This window comes from Streptomyces sp. NPDC045967 (assembly GCF_056430495.1).
The window spans coordinates 100,537-118,835 of the sequence record NZ_JBWKLE010000010.1 but is presented as its reverse complement, the minus strand read 5'-3'; the positions used below and the strand labels follow the sequence as shown (position 1 = coordinate 118,835).

Sequence of the window (18,299 nt, the reverse complement as noted above, 5' to 3'; positions counted from 1 at the left end):
TTCACAGCACTAGCCGCTGATCGGGGCGGTGAGGAGGGTCGTGAGTTCCTCGACGAAGGCTTCGAGGTGGGGCGGGCGCGGGCCGGTCCGGGTGGCGCAGAACCAGGTGCGGGTCAGCGGCTCCTCGCCGATGCGGACGAGCGCGAGGCCGTGCGAGGAGACGTACGGGGCGGCCACCCAGTTGGGGAGCACGGTCACGCCCTGGCCGCCCGCCACCATCTCGATCACCAGGTCGGTCACCACCGGCATGGTGGTGATCCGGCCCGGCCGGGCCCCGGCCGGGATCGGCAGCGGCATCGACGGGATGCGGTTCTGGTCGTAGCCGTCGTAGAGGACCAGGTCGGCGCCGTCGAAATCACGCGCGGTCAGGTGCCCGAGGGAGGCCCACGGGTGTGCGGCGGGCACCACGGCCATCATCTCGTCGTCGAACAGCTTGGTCAGGGACACCCGGTCCATCTGCAGGTCCGGCTTGGTGACCAGCGCGACGTCGACCAGGTCGGCGAGCAGCGCCGGGATCGGGGCGTCGTCGGCGACGGCCTCGATGCGCACGTCGATGTCCGGCTCCCGCGCGCGGAAGGCGCGCAGCACGGGCGGCAGCCACGGGAAGGTGGTGCTGCACTGCGCGGTGAAGCGGACCCGCCGGCCGCGCCCGTCACGCATCTCCCTCAGGTCGCGGGAGGCCGACTCCAATTCGCCGAGGATCTGGCGGGCGGCGACCAGCAGCCGGCGGCCCGCCGCATTGGGCACGAGGCGGCGGCCCTTGCGGTCGAAGAGCTGCATGCCGAGCCGGGCCTCCAGCCGGGTGAGCCGCTGGCTGAGGGCCGGCTGGCTGACGTACAGCCGCTCGGCGGCGGCCGTCAGGGACCCGGCCTCGGCGGTGGCGTCCAGGAGCTCCAGGTCACGCAGGTCCACATCCATAACCTGGGATTATCACACGCTCCAATCTACGTCGTGGTGTTATGGGTTGGGGGTCCATAGGTTCTGAGGTGTCAGCCGGACGGACCAGTCCGGCAACCCGCCCCGAAAGGCACCCGCCATGACCACTGCTCTCGTCACCGGTTCCTCCAGCGGCATCGGCCTGGACATCGCCCGGGCCTTCCTGGCGAGCGGCGCGAACGTCGTTTTGAACGGCCGCGACGCCGACCGCCTCGCCAAGGCCGCCGCCGGCCTCGGCCATCCGGAGCGCACCGCGTGGGTCGCGGGCAGCATCGCCGAGCGGGAGACCGGCGAGGCCCTCGTGCGTACGGCTCTGGAGCGCTTCGGCCGCGTCGACGTCCTGGTCAACAACGCCGGCACCTTCGCCCCCAAGCCCTTCACCGAGGTCACCGAGGCCGAACTCGACGGCTTCCTGACGGGCAACCTCAAGGGCACGTACCTCACCACCCAGGCCGTGGTGCGGGCCCTGCGCGCGCAGGGCGAGGGCGGCAGCATCGTCAACATCGGCACCGTCCTGGTGGACCACGGGCTGGCCGGCTTCCCGGCCAGCGCGCCGGTGGTCAGCAAGGCCGGTGTGCACGGGCTGACCACGAGCCTGGCCGCAGAGCTGGCAGCCGACGGCATCCGCGTCAACCTCGTCTCGCCCGGCATCATCCGCACCCCCCTGCACGAAAGCTCCGACGTGGACGCCTTCGGCGGGCTCGCCCTCCTCAACCGGGTCGGGGAGGCCTCCGAGATCGCCGAAGCGGTGCTGTACCTCGCGGGCGCCGGCTTCGTGACGGGCCACGCCCTGCGCGTGGACGGCGGCCACGTCACCGGCCGCTCCTGACCACTCCCCACCCCCCTCTCCGGAAGGACTTCCGCCATGCCGTACGTCAACGTCAAGATCACCCGTGAGGGCGCCACCGCCGCCCAGAAGGCCGAGATCATCGCCGGTGTCACCGACCTGCTGGTCAGGGTCCTCGACAAGGACCCGGCGACCACCTTCGTCCTCATCGACGAGGTCGCCCTCGAGGACTGGGGCGTGGGCGGCGTCCCCACCGACGAGTACCGCCGCCGCCAAGCCCGCGGCTAGGGCTGCGGCCGGAAAGGTTTGCCGGGTCGCGGTGTCCGGTGCGCTGCATCGCAAGACGGAGGGGCGCGGCTCGTACCGGACGTACGTGCGCGGTCCGACAACGCGGCGAGGTGCCGTGCCGGGCTCCGCGACGCGGTGAACCCTTCCGGTCACCGCACCAGGGCGTGCCTTTCGGATCGGGCCGCCGCAGCACGGAGCCGGTCACCTCCCGGCGCGGCGGGGCTCCGTGCTACGCGAGGACGGCCACGCCGTCGAGTTCGATCAGGGCCTGGTCGTCCCAGAGGCGGGTCACGCCGATGACGGCCATCGCCGGGTAGTCGCGGCCGGCCAGTTTCCGCCAGATGCGGCCGAGTTCGCCCGCGCAGTCCCGGTAGGCCGCCACGTCCACGGCGTAGACGGTGACGCGGGCCAGGTCCCCCGGCGCCCCACCGGCCTGCGCGAGGGCCGTCAGCAGATTGGACAGGGCCCGCTCGAACTGCTCCGGCAGGGTCTCCCCCACCACCTCGCCCGCCCGGTCCAGGGCCGTCTGCCCGGCCAGGAACACCAGCCGGGACCCGGTCGCGGCCACCGCATGGGAGAAGCCCGTCGCGGGGGACAGCTCCGCGGGGTTGATCCGTTCCAGGCTCATCGTGCGGCCACCCCCCGGTACAGCTCCTTCGCGATGATCGTGCGCTGCACCTCGCTCGCCCCTTCGTAGATCCTCGGCGCCCGCACCTCCCGGTAGAGGTGTTCCAGCAGGTGCCCCCGCCGCAGGGCGACCGCCCCGTGCAGTTGGACCGCGTGGTCCACGACGTACTGGGCGGTCTCCGTCGCCAGGAGCTTGGCCATCGCCGCGCGCCGGGGAACGTCCGGCGCACCGCCGTCGTAGGCACCGGCCGCCGCGTACACCAGCAGCCGGGCCGCCTCGGTGCGGGTGGCCATCTCGGCCACCCGGTGCGCCACCGCCTGCAGGTCGCTCAGCCGGCCGCCGAACGCCGCCCGGTCCGCGGTGTGGGCGAGCGTCGCGTCGAGCGCGGCCCGCGCCATGCCCACGGCGAACGCCCCGACGCTGGGCCGGAACAGGTTCAGCGTGTCCATCGCGACCCGGAAGCCCTGCCCGGGCTCGCCGAGCAGGTCCTCCCGGCCGACCGGGACGCCGTCGAAGGCCAGCGAGCCGATGGGGTGCGGGGACAGCATGTCGAGCGGCTCGCCGGTGAGCCCGGGGCGGTCCGCCGGGACGAGGAAGGCCGAGATCCCCTTGGCGCCCGGCCCTTCGCCCGTGCGGGCGAACACGGTGTAGAAGTCCGCCTCCGGGGCGTTGGAGATCCAGCACTTCTCACCGGTGAGCCGCCAGCCGCCGCCGGAGCCGGAGCCGGCGTCCGGCACGGCCGCCAGGCTCAGCGCCGCCGCGTCCGACCCAGCCCCGGGCTCGCTCAGCGCGAAGGCCGCCACCGCCCGCCCGGCGCGCACCCGCGGCAGCCACCGCTCGCGCTGCGCCCCGCTGCCCGAGCGCAGCACCGGATACGCCCCGAGCCCCTGGAGGGCGAGGGCCGTCTCGGCCTCCGTGCAACCGTAGGCGAGCGACTCCCGCAGCAGGCACAGTTCGAGCGCGCCCGAGGAGAACACCCGCTCGAGCAGGCCGAGCTCGCCCAGCGCCGCGAGCAGCGGCCGGTTGACCCGTCCCGGCTCCCCCTTCTCGGCCAGCGGCCTCAGCCGGTCGGCCGCCTGGGCGCGCAACTGCCCGCACCACGCCTCCTGGTCCGCACCGAGCGCGAATCCGTTCATCCGAACATCCCCGCTTCTATCGCGTCCTGTTGACTGTCGTCACCATCACGATACGCTGCTTCGGTACCCCCCGGCGGGATCCGGGGGAGACCGCACGGCCGGCTCCACCGCATCCGGGACCGTCGCAAGGGGGCGAACCCGCCTTGGATCTCAAGCCTTCCGCTCACGCCGACACCTTTGCGCGCGATCATCTGCCGCCCCCGGACACCTGGCCGGAGCTCCTCTTCGAACTGCCCGAACTGGCCTATCCCGACCGGCTGAACTGCGCTGCGGAGCTGCTCGACGCCACCATCGCCCGGTTCGAACCCGGGGGCGCCGACCGGCCGGCGTTCCGCGGCGCCGGGGGCGAGGTGTGGACGTACGGCGCGCTGCGCGAGCGCGTGGACCGCCTCGCCCACGTCCTCACCGACGACCTCGGGGTCGTCCCCGGCAACCGGGTGCTGCTGCGCGGCCCCACCGGCCCCTGGCTCGCCGCCTGCTGGCTCGCGGTGCTCAAGGCGGGCGCGGTGGCGGTGACCGTACTGCCCCAGCAGCGCGCCCAGGAGCTGGCCACGGTCTGCGCGATGGCCCGGGTGCGGCACGCCCTGTGCCACGTGGACGCCTGGGACGACCTGGTCAAGGCCGAGGTGCCGGAGCTGCGCATCACCCCGTACGGCGGCGGGGCCCGGGACGATCTGCTGCGCCTGGCCGGCCGGCACGCGGGCCGGCCGTTCCCCGCCGTCGCCACCTCGGCCGACGATGTCGCCCTGATCGCCTTCACCTCGGGAACCACCGGCCGGCCCAAGGGGTGCATGCACTTCCACCGGGACCTGCTGGCCATCGCCGACACCTTTTCCCGCGCCGTGCTGCGCCCCCGCCCCGACGACGTCTTCGCGGGCAGCCCTCCCCTGGGGTTCACCTTCGGCCTGGGCGGGCTGGTCGTCTTCCCGCTGCGGGCCGGGGCCTGCGCGCTGCTGCTGGCCGAGGCGGGGCCGCGCCACCTGCTGCCCGCGCTCGCCGAGCACCGGGTGACGGTGTTGTTCACCGCGCCCACCGCCTACCGGACGATGCTGGACGCGCTCGGCCCGTCCGACGTCGGCGTGCACGACCTGTCCGCACTGCGCCGCTGCGTCTCGGCGGGCGAGAACCTGCCCGAAGCGACCTGGCGGGCCTGGCACGAGCGCACCGGCCTGCGGATCATCAACGGCATCGGGGCCACGGAACTGCTGCACATCTTCATCTCCGCCGCCGACGACGACATCCGGCCGGGCACCACCGGCCGGGTGGTCCCCGGCTGGCAGGCCCGCGTCGTGGACCGCGCGGGCCGCCCGGTCGCGGACGGCGAGCCCGGCCTGCTGGCCGTCCGCGGCCCGGTGGGCTGCCGCTACCTGGCCGATCCGCGGCAGGGGGAGTACGTACGGGACGGGTGGAACCTGACCGGCGACACCTACGTGCGCGATACGGAGGGCTACTTCCGCTACGTCGCCCGCGCCGACGACATGATCATCTCGGCGGGGTACAACATCGCGGGCCCGGAGGTGGAGGAGGCCCTGCTGCGCCACCCGGACGTGCTGGAGGCCGCCGTGGTGGGCCGCCCGGACGAGCGGCGCGGGCAGGTGGTCGTGGCGTACACCGTCACGCGGGAGGGCTCGGGGCTCACCGAGGAGGACCTGCGCACCTTCATGCGGGCGGAACTGGCCCCTCACAAGTGCCCGCGCTCCTTCGTGTTCCTGCCCGCCCTCCCCCGGACCGCCACGGGCAAGCTGCAACGGTTCCGGCTGAGGGATCTAGAGTGAAGCCGTGGTCGAGCAGCACACTCCGCGATCCCTGATCGTCACGTTCTACGGCGCCTACGGGCGGGCCTTCGAGGGCCCGGTCCCGGTGTCCGCGCTGGTGCGCCTGCTGGGCGCGGCCGGTACGGACGCCCCGTCGGTCCGCTCGTCGGTGTCCCGGCTGAAGCGGCGCGGCTTCCTGCTGCCGGCCCGCGCGGCGGACGGTTCGGCGGCGTACGAGCTCTCCGCGGAGGCCCGCCAGCTGCTGGACGACGGCGACCGCCGGATCTACGGGAACCCCGGGGGCGGGGCCGGAGCCTCGGACGAGTGGCTGGTGGCGGTGTTCTCCGTCCCCGAGCAGGAGCGGCACAAGCGGCACCTGCTCCGCTCCCGGCTGGCCCGGCTGGGCTTCGGCTCGGTGGCGCCGGGCGTGTGGATCGCCCCGGCCCGGCTGCACGGGGAGACCGGGCACACGCTGGAGCGGCTGCACCTGACCGCGTACGTGGAGCTCTTCCGGGGCGCCCACCTCGGTTTCGCCCCCACCGCCGAGGCGGTGGCCCGCTGGTGGGACCTGGCGTCCCTGGCCAAGCAGCACGAGGAGTTCCTGGACCAGCACGAGCCCGTCCTGCGTGCCCTCCAGTCGGGTCCCGCCCCGACCCCGGAGGAGGCGTACCGGGGCTACCTGCTGGCCCTGGACAGCTGGCGCCGCCTGCCGTACGCCGACCCGGGCCTGCCGCGCGCACTGCTCCCGGCGGACTGGCCGGGCGACCGCTCCGCGGCCGTCTTCGCCGAGTTGCACGCCCGGTTGCGGGACACCGGCGCCCGGTTCGCCCAGCCGTAGCCGGCCGTCCGGCGCGGCCGCGCGCGGCCACGCGCGGCCCGCGGGCCCGGCCGAGCGGGCGGGCCCGCGGGAAATGCGGATGCGCGGGACTCGCGCGTCGCGCCAGGATGTGCCATGACCTGGACCTTCAGTTCCGACCTCGCCGCCTATCTGGCCGCGGCCGGCCCGGCCGTGGCCGCGCAACCCGTGCCCAACACGCTCCTGCTGACCGTGGCCGACGCGCTGGAACGGCGCGGCCCCCATGCCTACGGCCCCGCCGACCCCGTCTTCGGCTGGTGGACCGGGCCCGACGGCGCCGTGTCGGCGGGGCTGCTGTGCACCCCGCCCCATCCCCTCCAGCTCGGTGCGCTGCCCCCGGAGGCGGTCGGGGCGCTGGCGCGGTGCCTGGCCACCGAGCCGCTGCTCGCCGCAGTCCCCGGCTTCAACGCCCGCCGCGCGGACGCCGAGGCGCTGGCCCGCGCCTGGGGCCGGCCCACGCGCACGGCCGAGGAGAACCGGCTCTACCGGCTGACCGGCCTGATCGCCCCGGATCCCGCGCCCGCCGGGCGGGCACGGCGGGCCACCGGGGAGGACCTGCCGCTGCTGCGGAAGTGGATCACGGCTTTCGACGAGGAGCTGGGGCTGCCGGGCCCGGCGTCCGAGGCCGCGCTGCGTGACCGGGTGTCCTACGGCGGCTTCCTGCTGTGGGAGCACGACGCGGCCCCCGTGTCACTGGCGTCCTTCTCCCGCCCGATCGGCGCGGCCTCCCGGGTCGGGCCGGTCTACACCCCGCCCGAGCTGCGGGGCCGCGGCTACGCGGCCGGGGCCACGCACGCGGCGAGCCTGGCGGCGTACGCGGCGGGCGCCTCGGAGGTCCTGCTCTTCACGGACCTGGCCAACCCGACCAGCAACGGCGTCTACCTGCGGCTGGGTTACACCCCGGTCGAGGACCGGGCCGAGATCGTGCCGGCCTGAGCGCGGCGTCCGAGTGTCAGCCGCGTCCCGTCGGGGGCTTGCGGCTGCCGGCCCGGTAGGGCTGCGGCCAGGGTGCGGCCGGGCCCTCGTAGGACTGGTCGGCGGCGGCGTGCAGGGTCCAGTGCGGGTCGTAGAGGTGGGGCCGGCCGACGGCGCACAGGTCCGCCCGCCCGGCCAGGAGCAGGGAGTTCACGTCGTCCCAGGAGGAGATGGCGCCGACGGCGATGACGGGGACGCCCAGCGCGTTGCGGATCCGGTCCGCGTAGGGGGTCTGGTACGAGCGCCCGTACTCCGGTGCCTCGTCCGCGACGACCTGCCCGGTCGAGACGTCGATGGCGTCCGCGCCGTGGGCGGCGAAGGCGGCCGCGATCCCGACCGCGTCCTCGGGCGAGGTGCCGTCGGGTGCCCAGTCGGTGGCGGAGAGGCGGACCGTCATCGGCCGGTCCGCGGGCCATGCGGCGCGCACGGCGTCGAAGACCTCCAGGGGGAAGCGCAGCCGGTTCTCCAGGGTGCCGCCGTAGGCGTCGGTGCGGTGGTTGGTCAGCGGGGAGAGGAACCCGGAGAGCAGGTAGCCGTGGGCGCAGTGCAGTTCCAGCAGGTCGAAACCGCAGTCGGCGGCGCGGACCGCGGCGGCCGCGAACGCGGACCGGACCGCGGCCATGTCCGCGCGGGTCAGGGCGCGGGGGACGACGGAGACACCCGGCCGGTAGGGCAGCGCGGAGGCGGCCACCAAGGGCCAGTTGCCCTCCGGGAGGGGGTCGTCCATGCCCTCCCACATGAGCCGGGTGGAGCCCTTGCGGCCGGAGTGCCCGAGCTGGACGCCGAGTGCGGTGCCGGGGGCCGAGGCGTGGACGAAGTCGGTGATCCGCTGCCAGGCGGCGGCCTGCTCCGCGGTGTACAGGCCGGTACAGCCGGGGGTGATCCGGCCCTCGGCGCTGACGCACACCATCTCCGTCATGACCAGGCCGGCCCCGCCGAGCGCCCGGGCGCCCAGGTGCACCAGGTGGAAGTCGCCGGGGACCCCGTCGCGGGCGGAGTACATGTCCATGGGTGAGACGACGACCCGGTTGCGCAGGGTCAGCCCGCGCAGGGTGAAGGGGGTGAACATGGGCGGGGTCGCCTCGTCCGGGCAGCCGAAGTCCCGTTCCACGGCCCGGGTGAACCGGGTGTCGCGCAGCCGCAGGTTGTCGTGGGTGACGCGGCGGCTGCGCGTGAGGAGGTTGAAGGCGAACTGCCGCGCGGGCTGGTCGGTGTATCCGGCGATCTCCTCGAACCAGCGCATGCTGGCGGCCGCGGCCCGCTGGGTGCTGGCGACCGCCGGCCGCCGGGCCGCCTCGTAGGCCGCGAGCGCGGCCGGTACATCGGGCTCGGTACGGATCGCCTCGGCGAGGGCGAGGGCGTCCTCGACGGCCAGTTTGGTACCGGATCCGATGGAGAAGTGCGCGGTGTGGGCCGCGTCGCCGAGCAGGACCACGTTCCCGTGCGACCACCGGGCGTTGACGACGGTGCGGAACCGCGTCCAGGCGGAGCGGTTGCCGCGCAGCGGCCGCCCGCGCAGGGCATCGCTGAAGACCTTGGCGCAGCGGGCGGCGGACTCGTCCTCGTCGCACAGGTCGAGGCCCGCCGCCCGCCACACCTCCTCGCGCATCTCGACGATGACGGTGGAGGCGTCGGCGGCGTAGGGGTAGGCGTGCAGTTGCATGACGCCGTGTTCGGTCTCGGCGATCTCGAAGCGGAAGGCGTCGAAGGCGAAGTCGGCGGCGAGCCAGACGTACCGGCACCGCCCGCCGGTCACGGCCGGCCCGAAGCGGTCGGCTCCGGCCTCGCGGGTCGCGCTGTGCACCCCGTCCGCCGCGACCACCAGGTCGTGGCCGGCGGCCAGGGCGAAGGCGTCGGGGGCCTCGGCGCGGAAGCGGAGGCGGACGCCGAGCCCGGCGCAGCGCTCGTGCAGGATCTGGAGCAGGCGGCGGCGCCCGAGGGCGGCGAAACCGTGGCCGCCGGAGGTCAGCAGCCGCCCGCGGTGCACGATGTCGACGTCGTCCCAGCGCACGAACTCCGCGCTCAGGGCCGCGTACACCGCGGCGTCGGCCTGCTCGATGCCGCCGAGGGTCTCGTCGGAGAGGACCACGCCGAAGCCGAAGGTGTCGTCGGGGGCGTTGCGTTCCCAGACCTCGACGTCGTGGCCCTGGCGGGCCAGCAGCGCGGCGGCGTACAGCCCGCCCGGCCCCCCTCCGACGACGGCGACCCGCAGGGGGGCCGCGGACGTGTGGCGCGTCGCCATCCGGCTACCTGCCCTTCCACTCCGGCGGGCGCTTGCCCGTGAAGGCCGCGTGGAACTCGGCGTAGTCCCGGCCGTGCATCAGCAGCGCCTGGGTGTTGGCGTCGAGTTCCACCGACGCGGCCAGCGGCATGTCGAGTTCGGCGGTGAGCAGTGCCTTGGTCTGGGCGTGGGCGAGGGCTGGTCCGGCGGCGAGCCGCGCGGCGAGTTCGGCCGCCCGCACGTGCGCCTTGCCCTCCTCGGTGAGCTCGCTGAGCAGGCCGATCCGCTCGGCCTCGGGGGCCCGTACGGGCTCTCCGAGCATCAGCAGGCGGGTGGCGTGGCCCAGGCCGACGACGCGGGGCAGCAGGTAGGCCGCGCCCATGTCCCCGCCGGAGAGGCCGACGCGGGTGAAGAGGAACGCGAAGCGGGCGGTGGGGTCGGCGATCCGGAAGTCGGCGGCGAGCGCGAGGACGGCGCCGGCTCCGGCGGCCACCCCGTGCACGGCGGCGATCACCGGGAAGGGGCACTCGCGGATCGCGCGCACGACCTGGCCGGTCATCCGGTTGAAGTCCAGCAGCTCGGCGGTGTCCATGGCGAGGGTGGCGCCGATGATCTCGTCCACGTCTCCGCCGGAGCAGAAACCGCGCCCCTCGCCGCCGAGCACGAGGGCGCGCACGGACCGTTCGCGGGACAGTTCGGCCAGCAGGTCGCGCAGGTCGGCGTAGGCGCCGAAGGTCAGCGCGTTGAGCTTCTCGGGGCGGTCGAAGGTGACGGTGGCCACGCCGTCCTGCCGGGCTACCCGCAGGTGGCGCCACCGTTCGGTCGCTTCAGTGGAACCGGTGAAGGGGCTCACACCGTGACGGTATCACTGCATCGTGACTGCCGTCACAGAAACGCGACACGCCACGGTGCGGGGGGGCGCCCTCGAGGAGCGGAATTCGACTTCGTATGGTTGAACGTAGTATTTTCAGCCGCTCCGCCTGCCGCCCCACGCCGCCCGCCTCCCGCCGCCCCCTTGCGCCCCACGGAACGGAGGGACCCGCCGTGCCCGACGCCGCCTGGCGGATCACCCTGCCGCACACCACGGCCGCCGTGCCCCTCGCCCGCGCCCTGGTCCGTACCGCACTGACCGCGGTGGACGAGCCGGCCGACCGCGACACCGCCGAGCTGCTGACCGCGGAACTGGTCGCCAACGCCGTCGAGCACACCCGCCCGGACCGCCCGATCGAGCTGCACGTGGAACTTCTGGAGAGCGGCTGCCAGGTCGAGGTCCACGACGGCGATCCGAGTCTGCCCGGCGGTCTGGCGGCCCGCCCGGACGACAGCCACCCCGATCCCTGGCAGGAGCACGGCCGCGGACTGCTGCTGATCCGCGCCCTGAGCTCGTCCTGCGGCCACCGGCCCACCGCGCACGGCAAGGCGGTGTGGTTCACCCTGCCGGGGCGCGGCCTGTCGTGCGTATGACTATGCGCCGGGCTTCGCGAGTGTCGCGACGAGCACGGCCTTGATGGTGTGGAGCCGGTTTTCGGCCTCGTCGAAGACGACGGAGTGCGCGGACTCGAACACCTCGTCCGTCACCTCCAGCGACTCCAGCCCGTGCCGCTCGTGGATCCGCCGCGCCACCTTGGTGCCCAGGTCGTGGAAGGCCGGCAGGCAGTGCATGAACTTCACGTCCGGGTTGCCGGTGGCCCGCAGCACGTCCATGGTCACCGCGTACGGGGACAGCGCCGCGATCCGCTCGTCCCAGACGGCCTCGGGCTCGCCCATGGACACCCAGATGTCGGTGAGGACGAAGTCGGCCTGGGCCACGCCCTCGGCGACGTCCTCGGTCAGGGTGACGCGTGCTCCGCTGCGCGCGGCCAGCTCGCGTGCCGCGGCCACCACGGGCTCGGCAGGCCAGTAGGCCTTCGGGGCGACGATCCGTACGTCCATGCCCAGCAGCGCGCCGGTCACCAGATAGGAGTTGCCCATGTTGAAGCGCGCGTCGCCGAGGTAGGCGAAGGAGATCCGCTCCAGCGGCTTGGCGCAGTGCTCGGTCATGGTGAGGGTGTCGGCCAGCATCTGGGTGGGGTGCCAGTCGTCGGTGAGCCCGTTGAAGACGGGGACCCCGGCGTGGGCCGCGAGCTCCTCGACCGCCTCCTGGCTGTCGCCCCGGTACTCGATCCCGTCGAACATCCGGCCCAGCACCCGGGCGGTGTCCTTGATGGACTCCTTGTGGCCCATCTGCGAGCCGGAGGGGTCCAGGTAGGTCGTGCGGGCGCCCTGGTCGGCCGCCGCGACCTCGAAGGCGCAGCGGGTGCGCGTCGAGGTCTTCTCGAAGATCAGCGCGATGTTCCGGCCCTGGAGCAGGGGCCGCTCGGTGCCGGCCCTCTTGGCGGCCTTGAGTTCGGCCGCGAGCTCGAGGAGGCCGCGGAACTCGGCGGCCGTGAAGTCGAGCTCCTTGAGAAAACTGCGGCCGGCGAGGTCGGGGGCCATGGGGTCGCTCCAGCGTCACGGTGACAGGGGTTTGGAAGTCTATACGATCCCCCGTATTGATATACAGGCCACCCCCGCTGCCGGTGCCGTCCCGCCCCGCCGCCCCCGTTGAACCCCCTCCCCACCCCCGGGGAGCCCCCTCCTCAGATGCCGTCCCGCTCCACGGGACAGCTCATGCAGCGCGGCCCGCCCCGGCCCCGGCCCAGCTCGCTGCCCGGGATCTCGATGACCTCGATGCCCTCCTTGCGCAGATGGGTGTTGGTGGTCACGTTCCGCTCGTAGGCGACGACCACGCCCGGTTCGACGGCCAGCACGTTGCACCCGTCGTCCCACTGCTCGCGCTCCGCCGAGTGCACGTCCTGGGTGGCGGTCAGCACCCGGATCGAGTCCAGCCCCAGCGCCGCCGCGATGGCGCGGTGCATGTGCTCCGGGGCGTGGTCGGTCACCTTCAGCTCCTGCGGCTCCGCGCCGGGTTCGATCGTGTAGGAGCGGAGCATGCCGAGGCCCGCGTACTGAGTGAACGTATCTCCGTCGACCATCGTCATCACCGTGTCCAGGTGCATGAACGCCCGCCGCTTCGGCATGTCCAGGGCCACGATGCTGGTCGCCGACCCGGCGGCGAACAGTCCCCGCGCCAGCATCTCCACCGCCTGCGGGGTGGTCCGCTCGCTCATCCCGATGAGCACCGCGCCGTTGCCGATGACCAGGACGTCGCCGCCCTCGATCGTCGACGGGTAGTCGGCCTGCCCCTGCGACCAGTAGTGGAAGGCGCCCGAGGAGGTGAACAGCGGGTGGTGCCGGTAGATCGCCTCGAAGTGCACGGTCTCGCGCTGCCGCGCCGGCCAGCGCATGGCGTTGATGGACACCCCGTCGTAGATCCACGCGGAGGTGTCCCGGGTGAACAGGTGGTTGGGCAGCGGCTTCATGAGGAAGTCGTCCAACTCCATCGCGTGGAAGCGCACCGACACCGGCTCGGCGTGCCGCTCCAGGAACTCCCGCTTGGTCATCCCGCCGACCAGCGCCTCGGCCAGGTCCGCCGAGCCCAGCGCGTCGAAGACCGCCCTGAGGTGGTCGGTGGCGAGCGGCCCGTACTCCTTCTCGTGGAACACCCGGTCCAGGACGAGGTGCCTGGCCTCCGGGATGTCGAGTGCCTCGCGCAGCAGGTCGCCGAAGAGGTGGACCGCCACCCCCCGGTCGCGCAGCACGTCCGCGAAGCCGTCGTGCTCCTGGCGGGCCCGGCGCACCCACAGCACGTCGTCGAAGAGGAGCGCGTCCTTGTTGCTCGGTGTGAGCCGCTTCAGCTCCAGGTCGGGCCGGTGGAGGATGACGCGGCGAAGCCGCCCGGTCTCGGAGTCGACATGGAATCCCATGCCCTACACGTTCCCAGACCGGGCGGACTTTTGACCTGGCGTCGGCTCAGCGGGGGGTGCCCAGACCGAGAAGTGCCGTCGGGGTGCCCACCAGTTCGGGCGCGATCACACCCAGCTTCGGCGCGGTGAGGTTCGGCAGACCGTGGTTGGAGCCGTCGGGCATCGTCAGCGGCAGGCCGAGGGCCGCGGCCGGGGTACGGGCGCGCATCGTGGTGGACGGGGCGTCGAGGGAACCCTCGCCGTCCGTCGCCGGCTCGCCCAGCAGGTTCGGCACCGGAGAGGTGACGAGGGTGTTGCCGAGTTCGGCGGCGATCGGCACGGCCGGGAGCAGTGGGGTCGGGAGCAGGTCCCCCCGGTGGAAGCGGGGCGCCTCGGGCGCTCCGGCGACCGCCATCGGCACCCCGGTGGCCACGCGGGGGGCGTCCACGCCCAGCGTGGTCTCCACGGCCTCCAGCGGGACTCCGACCGGGACCGAGTCGGCCACGGCCGGGGTGGCCGCGCCGGCCGCCACACAGGTCAAGAGCGCCGCAAAGGTTCCGCGCGCGGTCATCTTCATAGGTGATGTTCCGTCCTTCCAGGTTCGCGGACAGTCCGCTGCCCTGGATGAACGATCCCGCCGGTGGTTTTCCCGGCGTTCCCCGTGAAAGTTCCCCCATACGACCTAATTCGCGGCCGTAGGGGGCTCCGGCTTTACGCCCCCGCCCGGCGTCCTGTACCGCCCCCGCCCGGCGCTGCCCGCCCCCGCCCTCCCCCGGCCGTCCTCAGAGGCGGGGGTCGACCGGCTCCGACTCCAGGGCGAGCACCGCGAAGACCGCCTCGTGGACCCGCCACAGCGGCTCGCCCGCCGCCAGCCGGTCCAGCGCCTCCAGCCCGAGCGCGTACTCCCGCAGGGCCAGCGAGCGCTTGTGGCCGAGGAAGCGCTCGCGCAGCCGCTCCAGGTGCTCGGGGCGGGTGTACTCCGGCCCGTAGATGATCCGCAGGTACTCCCGCCCCCGCACCTTGATCCCGGGCTGCACCAGGCGGCCCCGGCCGTCCCGGGCGTACGCCTGGAGCGGCTTGACGACCATGCCCTCGCCGCCGGCGGCCGTCAGCTCCAGCCACCAGTCGGTGCCCGCCCGCACCGACTCCTCGTCGGCGGTGTCCACCAGGATCCGGCCGGTGCGCCGCAGCAGCCCGGTGCCCGCCGCCTCGTCCGCGGCGACCAGCCGGTCCAGCCAGAACAGCTGCTCGTCGTGGGGGACCGCGGCGAGCGACCGTCCGGCCACCGCCAGCAGCTGGAACGGGGCGAACCGCACGCCGTCCAGCCCGTCGGTGCTCCAGCAGTAGCGCCGGTACGCCTCGGTGAAGGCGGCCGCGTCCGCCGCCCGGCCGCGCTGGCGCTCCAGCAGGCCGCCGGTGTCGACGCCCCGGGCGGCGGCCGCCTCCAGGGCGGCGATCGCGCCCGGGAACACCGCGCCCGAGGCCGCGCCCACGGCGGCGTACTGGTGGCGCAGCAGTCCGCCGGACTTCAGCGACCAGGGCAGCAGTTCGCCGTCGATCAGCAGCCAGTCGGTGGCCAGCTCCTCCCAGAGCCCGGCGTCGGTGACGGCGGCGCGCAGCCGGGCGAGGACCTCCTCGGTGACCTCCGGCTCCTTGAAGAAGGGCCGGCCGGTGCGGGTGTGGACGGATCCGGTCGGGCCGTCCACGCCGAAGCGCTCCCGGGCCGCGTCGGCGTCCTTGCAGAGCAGGACCGTGGCGCGGGAGCCCATGTGCTTCTCCTCGCAGACCACCTGGGCGATGCCGTCCTTGCGGTACTGGGCGAACGCCTCGGCCGGGTGCTCCAGGAAGCCCTCCTCCCGGGAGGTGGCGGTCGGTGCCATGGTCGGCGGGAGGTAGGGGATGAGGCGGGGGTCCACGGCGAAGCGGCTCATGACCTCCAGGGCCGCCGCCGCGTTCTCCTCGCGGACGGTGACGTTGCCCAGGTGCCGGGTCTCCACGATCCGCCGCCCGTGCACGTCGGCCAGGTCCAGGGGACGGCCGTCGAGTCCGCCGGGGGCCTCGGCGACGAGCGGCTTCACCGGCTCGTACCAGACCTTCTCGGCCGGTACGTCGACCAGTTCGCGCTCGGGCCAGCGCAGAGCGGTCATCCTGCCGCCGAACACGGCCCCGGTGTCGAGGCAGATGGTGTTGTTGACCCAGGAAGTGCTCGGGACCGGGGTGTGGCCGTAGACCACGGCCGCCTTGCCGCGGTACTCCTCCGCCCACGGATAGCGCACGGGCAGGCCGAACTCGTCGGTCTCGCCGGTGGTGTCCCCGTACAGCGCGTGGACACGGACCCGGCCGGAGGTGCGGCCGTGGTACTTCTCGGGCAGCCCGGCGTGGCAGACCACCAGCCGGCCGCCGTCGAGCACGTAGTGGCTGACCAGACCGCGGATGAACTCGGCCACCTCCCGGACGAACTCCTCCGGCTCCGCCGCCAGCTGCTCGACGGTCTCGGCGAGGCCGTGCGTCCGCTGGACCTTGGCGCCCTTGAGGTGACGGCCGAGCTTGTTCTCGTGGTTCCCGGGCACGCACAGGGCGTTCCCGGACCTGACCATGCCCATCACACGGCGCAGGACGCCGGGACTGTCGGGACCGCGGTCGACGAGGTCGCCGACGAAGACGGCGGTGCGCCCCTCGGGGTGCACCCCGTCCTCGTAGCCGAGCTTGGCGAGCAGCGTCTCCAGTTCGGAGGAGCAGCCGTGGACGTCGCCGATGATGTCGAAGGGGCCGGTGAGGTGGGTGAGGTCGTTGTAGCGCTTCTCCAGGACGACCTCGGCGGCCTCCACCTCGTCGACGGAACGCAGCACGTGCACCTTGCGGAAGCCTTCGCGCTCCAGTCCGCGCAGCGACCGCCGCAGGTCGCGGCGGTGGCGCTGGATGACGGCGCGCGGCAGTCCGGCGCGGTCGGGGCGGGCGGCGTTGCGCTCGGCGCACACCTCTTCGGGCAGGTCGAGGACGATGGCGACGGGCAGGACGTCGTAGCGGCGGGCGAGCTCGACGAGCTGCCTGCGGGCCTCGGGCTGCACGCTGGTGGCGTCGACGACGGTGAGGCGGCCGGCCTCCAGGCGCTTGCCGGCGATGTAGTGCAGGACGTCGAAGGCGGCCTTGCTGGCGCTCTGGTCGTTCTCGTCGTCGGCGACGAGCCCGCGGCAGTAGTCGGAGGAGAGCACCTCGGTCGGCTTGAAGTGCTCGCGCGCGAAGGTGGACTTGCCCGATCCGGTGGCCCCGACGAGGACGACGAGGGACAGGTCGGGCACGGGAAGGACGCGGGCCCGGTGGGCGCCGGTGGTATCGGTGCCGGTGGTGGTGGTCATGCTGCCTCGCCCTCCTTCGGGGTGTCGGTGGCCGTGGTGGTGGCCGTGGCGGTGGTGTCGGTGGCCGTGGCGGTGGTGTCGGTCTGCGTGGTGGCGGTGTCGGTCTGCGTGAAGACGGCCATCTGGGTGGGCGGGCCGACCTCGGGGTCGTCGTCACCGACGGGGACGAACGCGACGCCGTAGCCGTAGCGTCCGGCGACGGCGCCGGCCCAGGCGCGGAACTCCTCCCGGGTCCACTCGAAACGGTGGTCGCCGTGCCGGACATGCCCGGCGGGCAGGGACTCCCAGCGGACGTTGTACTCGACGTTCGGGGTGGTCACGAGGACCGTGCGGGGCCGGGCCGCGCCGAACACCGCGTACTCCAGGGCGGGCAGCCGCTCCGGGTCCAGGTGCTCGATCACCTCGCTGAGCACGGCGGCGTCGTAGCCGGCCAGCCGCTTGTCGGTGTAGGCGAGCGAGCCCTGGAGCAGCCGGACGCGCGCGCTCTGCCGCTCGCCCATCCGCTCCAGGCGCAGCCGCCTGGCCGCGAGGTTCAGGGCGCGCACGGACACGTCCATGCCGACCACCTCCGTGTACACCGGGTCGCCCAGCAGCGCCTGCACCAACTGCCCCTGGCCGCAGCCCAGGTCCAGCACGCGCTGGGCGCCCGCGCCGCGCAGGGCGGCGAGGATCGCCTCCCTGCGCCGCACGGCGAGCGGCAGCGGCCGTTCCTCCGTGTCTCGGGACTCGTCGACGGCGTTGTCGAGCTCCTCGACCTCGCTGCCGTCGGCCTCGGCAAGGCGGATCAGCTCCAGGCGCTCCAGGGCGTCCCGGGTCAGGCGCTGGTGGCGGGCGAGGTAGCGGGAGCTGATCAGACCGTTCTCGGGGTGCGCGGCCAGCCAGCCCTCTCCGGCGCGCAGCAGCTTGTCGACCTCGTCGGGGGCGATCCAGTAGTGCTTGGCGTCGTCGAGCACGGGCAGCAGGACGTACAGCTGGCGCAGGACGTCGGCGAGCCGCAGCCCGCCCTCCAGCACCAGCCGTACGTAGCGGGAGTCCCCCCACTCGGGGAACCGCTCGTCGAGCGGGACGGGCTCGGCCCGTACGGAGTCCCAGCCGAGCGGGTCGAACAGCCGGTGCACGAGCTCGGGCCCGCCGCGGGCGGGCAGCGCCGGGATCTCCACGCGCAGCGGGCGCACCTGCTCCGGAAGCTCCGGGCGGGCGGCGCACTGGCCCTTCAGCGCACTGCGGAACACCGAGCCGAGCGCGACGGCGAGCAGCGAGGAAGCCGCGTACGGCCGGTCGTTGACGTACTGCGCGAGTGCGGCGTCGGGCGCCTTGCCGTGCCCCTTGCCCTGTCCGCGCCGCACGAGCGCGACGGGGTCCACCTCCAGCATCAGCGCCGCCGTGCACCGCTGGGGGGTGGCCTCGGGGTAGAACACGTGGGCGGGGCCGTGGGAGGTGGAGAACGCCTGCGCCTTCCCGGGATGCTTGTGCAGCAGGTAGCCGAGATCGGTGGCGGGTCGTTCAGGGGATCCGGTGGTGGAGATCGTCAGGAACAC

The 18,299-nt window shown here is 73.8% G+C and carries 16 protein-coding genes; 6 read left to right on the top strand and 10 right to left on the bottom strand.

The window, feature by feature from the left end:
- Window positions 1-9: 9 nt before the first annotated feature.
- Window positions 10-918 carry a LysR family transcriptional regulator gene (locus AC07FY_RS20650; RefSeq protein WP_479008186.1) on the bottom strand — a complete coding sequence of 303 codons (909 nt, stop codon included), beginning with the start codon at window positions 916-918 and terminating at the stop codon, window positions 10-12.
- Window positions 919-1,036: 118 nt separating this feature from the next.
- On the opposite strand from AC07FY_RS20650, the gene AC07FY_RS20645 reads away from it, so the two are divergent.
- Together AC07FY_RS20645 and AC07FY_RS20640 are read left to right on the top strand one after the other, a co-directional pair.
- Complete coding sequence (locus AC07FY_RS20645) at window positions 1,037-1,765, top strand: SDR family NAD(P)-dependent oxidoreductase (protein WP_479008184.1); 729 nt, start codon at window positions 1,037-1,039, stop codon at window positions 1,763-1,765.
- 36 nt (window positions 1,766-1,801) lie between these two features.
- Window positions 1,802-2,011: a tautomerase family protein gene (locus AC07FY_RS20640; RefSeq protein ID WP_479008182.1), complete on the top strand. Its 210-nt coding sequence runs from the start codon at window positions 1,802-1,804 to the stop codon at window positions 2,009-2,011.
- A 229-nt stretch (window positions 2,012-2,240) separates the two neighbouring features.
- On the opposite strand, the gene AC07FY_RS20635 is transcribed toward AC07FY_RS20640, so the two are convergent.
- The gene (locus tag AC07FY_RS20635; protein ID WP_479008180.1) at window positions 2,241-2,639 is read right to left on the bottom strand and encodes a RidA family protein; all 399 of its coding nucleotides are present in this window, start codon (window positions 2,637-2,639) and stop codon (window positions 2,241-2,243) included.
- The gene (locus tag AC07FY_RS20630) at window positions 2,636-3,775 is read right to left on the bottom strand and encodes an acyl-CoA dehydrogenase family protein (RefSeq protein WP_479008178.1); all 1,140 of its coding nucleotides are present in this window, start codon (window positions 3,773-3,775) and stop codon (window positions 2,636-2,638) included. The genes AC07FY_RS20635 and AC07FY_RS20630 overlap by 4 nt, the downstream gene beginning before the upstream one ends.
- Window positions 3,776-3,918: 143 nt before the next feature.
- Here AC07FY_RS20630 and AC07FY_RS20625 point away from each other — a divergent pair, with 143 nt between their 5' ends.
- The 3 genes from AC07FY_RS20625 (at window position 3,919) to AC07FY_RS20615 (ending at window position 7,321) form a co-directional block, all read left to right on the top strand.
- Complete coding sequence (locus tag AC07FY_RS20625) at window positions 3,919-5,550, top strand: AMP-binding protein (RefSeq protein ID WP_479008176.1); 1,632 nt, start codon at window positions 3,919-3,921, stop codon at window positions 5,548-5,550.
- 4 nt (window positions 5,551-5,554) lie between these two features.
- Complete coding sequence (locus tag AC07FY_RS20620) at window positions 5,555-6,367, top strand: PaaX family transcriptional regulator (RefSeq protein WP_479008174.1); 813 nt, start codon at window positions 5,555-5,557, stop codon at window positions 6,365-6,367.
- A 114-nt stretch (window positions 6,368-6,481) separates the two neighbouring features.
- A complete protein-coding gene (locus AC07FY_RS20615; protein WP_479008172.1) occupies window positions 6,482-7,321 on the top strand; it encodes a GNAT family N-acetyltransferase in 840 nt (279 codons plus the stop codon).
- Window positions 7,322-7,337: 16 nt separating this feature from the next.
- Here the strand turns inward: AC07FY_RS20615 and AC07FY_RS20610 are convergent, their stop codons facing one another.
- Window positions 7,338-9,602: a bifunctional salicylyl-CoA 5-hydroxylase/oxidoreductase gene (locus AC07FY_RS20610; RefSeq protein ID WP_479008170.1), complete on the bottom strand. Its 2,265-nt coding sequence runs from the start codon at window positions 9,600-9,602 to the stop codon at window positions 7,338-7,340.
- Between the two features lie 4 nt (window positions 9,603-9,606).
- Window positions 9,607-10,434, bottom strand: a complete 828-nt coding sequence (locus tag AC07FY_RS20605) for an enoyl-CoA hydratase family protein (RefSeq protein WP_479008168.1) — start codon at window positions 10,432-10,434, stop codon at window positions 9,607-9,609.
- Window positions 10,435-10,625: 191 nt separating this feature from the next.
- Between AC07FY_RS20605 and AC07FY_RS20600 the strand changes: the two genes are divergently transcribed.
- Complete coding sequence (locus tag AC07FY_RS20600; protein WP_479008166.1) at window positions 10,626-11,045, top strand: ATP-binding protein; 420 nt, start codon at window positions 10,626-10,628, stop codon at window positions 11,043-11,045.
- Here AC07FY_RS20600 and argF read toward each other — a convergent pair whose 3' ends face one another.
- The 5 genes from argF to AC07FY_RS20575 all read right to left on the bottom strand — a co-directional run bounded on the left by argF (window position 11,046) and on the right by AC07FY_RS20575 (window position 18,299).
- Window positions 11,046-12,056: an ornithine carbamoyltransferase gene (gene argF / locus AC07FY_RS20595; protein WP_479008164.1), complete on the bottom strand. Its 1,011-nt coding sequence runs from the start codon at window positions 12,054-12,056 to the stop codon at window positions 11,046-11,048.
- A 143-nt stretch (window positions 12,057-12,199) separates the two neighbouring features.
- Window positions 12,200-13,426 carry an arginine deiminase gene (locus AC07FY_RS20590; RefSeq protein WP_479008162.1) on the bottom strand — a complete coding sequence of 409 codons (1,227 nt, stop codon included), beginning with the start codon at window positions 13,424-13,426 and terminating at the stop codon, window positions 12,200-12,202.
- A gap of 46 nt (window positions 13,427-13,472) precedes the next feature.
- Window positions 13,473-13,976: a hypothetical protein gene (locus AC07FY_RS20585; protein WP_479008160.1), complete on the bottom strand. Its 504-nt coding sequence runs from the start codon at window positions 13,974-13,976 to the stop codon at window positions 13,473-13,475.
- A gap of 211 nt (window positions 13,977-14,187) precedes the next feature.
- Window positions 14,188-16,761, bottom strand: a complete 2,574-nt coding sequence (locus tag AC07FY_RS20580) for a polynucleotide kinase-phosphatase (RefSeq protein WP_479008158.1) — start codon at window positions 16,759-16,761, stop codon at window positions 14,188-14,190.
- Complete coding sequence (locus tag AC07FY_RS20575; RefSeq protein ID WP_479008156.1) at window positions 16,758-18,299, bottom strand: 3' terminal RNA ribose 2'-O-methyltransferase Hen1; 1,542 nt, start codon at window positions 18,297-18,299, stop codon at window positions 16,758-16,760. Before AC07FY_RS20575 ends, AC07FY_RS20580 begins: the two co-directional genes overlap by 4 nt.

Bases quoted from the DNA above. Each gene is read 5' to 3' on its own strand.
- AC07FY_RS20650 (WP_479008186.1), bottom strand. From the start codon at position 918: ATGGATGTGGACCTGCGTGACCTGGAGCTCCTGGACGCCACCGCCGAG.
- AC07FY_RS20645 (WP_479008184.1), top strand. From the start codon at position 1,037: ATGACCACTGCTCTCGTCACCGGTTCCTCCAGCGGCATCGGCCTGGAC.
- AC07FY_RS20640 (WP_479008182.1), top strand. From the start codon at position 1,802: ATGCCGTACGTCAACGTCAAGATCACCCGTGAGGGCGCCACCGCCGCC.
- AC07FY_RS20635 (WP_479008180.1), bottom strand. From the start codon at position 2,639: ATGAGCCTGGAACGGATCAACCCCGCGGAGCTGTCCCCCGCGACGGGC.
- AC07FY_RS20630 (WP_479008178.1), bottom strand. From the start codon at position 3,775: ATGAACGGATTCGCGCTCGGTGCGGACCAGGAGGCGTGGTGCGGGCAG.
- AC07FY_RS20615 (WP_479008172.1), top strand. From the start codon at position 6,482: ATGACCTGGACCTTCAGTTCCGACCTCGCCGCCTATCTGGCCGCGGCC.
- AC07FY_RS20610 (WP_479008170.1), bottom strand. From the start codon at position 9,602: ATGGCGACGCGCCACACGTCCGCGGCCCCCCTGCGGGTCGCCGTCGTC.
- argF (WP_479008164.1), bottom strand. From the start codon at position 12,056: ATGGCCCCCGACCTCGCCGGCCGCAGTTTTCTCAAGGAGCTCGACTTC.
- AC07FY_RS20590 (WP_479008162.1), bottom strand. From the start codon at position 13,426: ATGGGATTCCATGTCGACTCCGAGACCGGGCGGCTTCGCCGCGTCATC.
- AC07FY_RS20585 (WP_479008160.1), bottom strand. From the start codon at position 13,976: ATGACCGCGCGCGGAACCTTTGCGGCGCTCTTGACCTGTGTGGCGGCC.
- AC07FY_RS20580 (WP_479008158.1), bottom strand. From the start codon at position 16,761: ATGACCACCACCACCGGCACCGATACCACCGGCGCCCACCGGGCCCGC.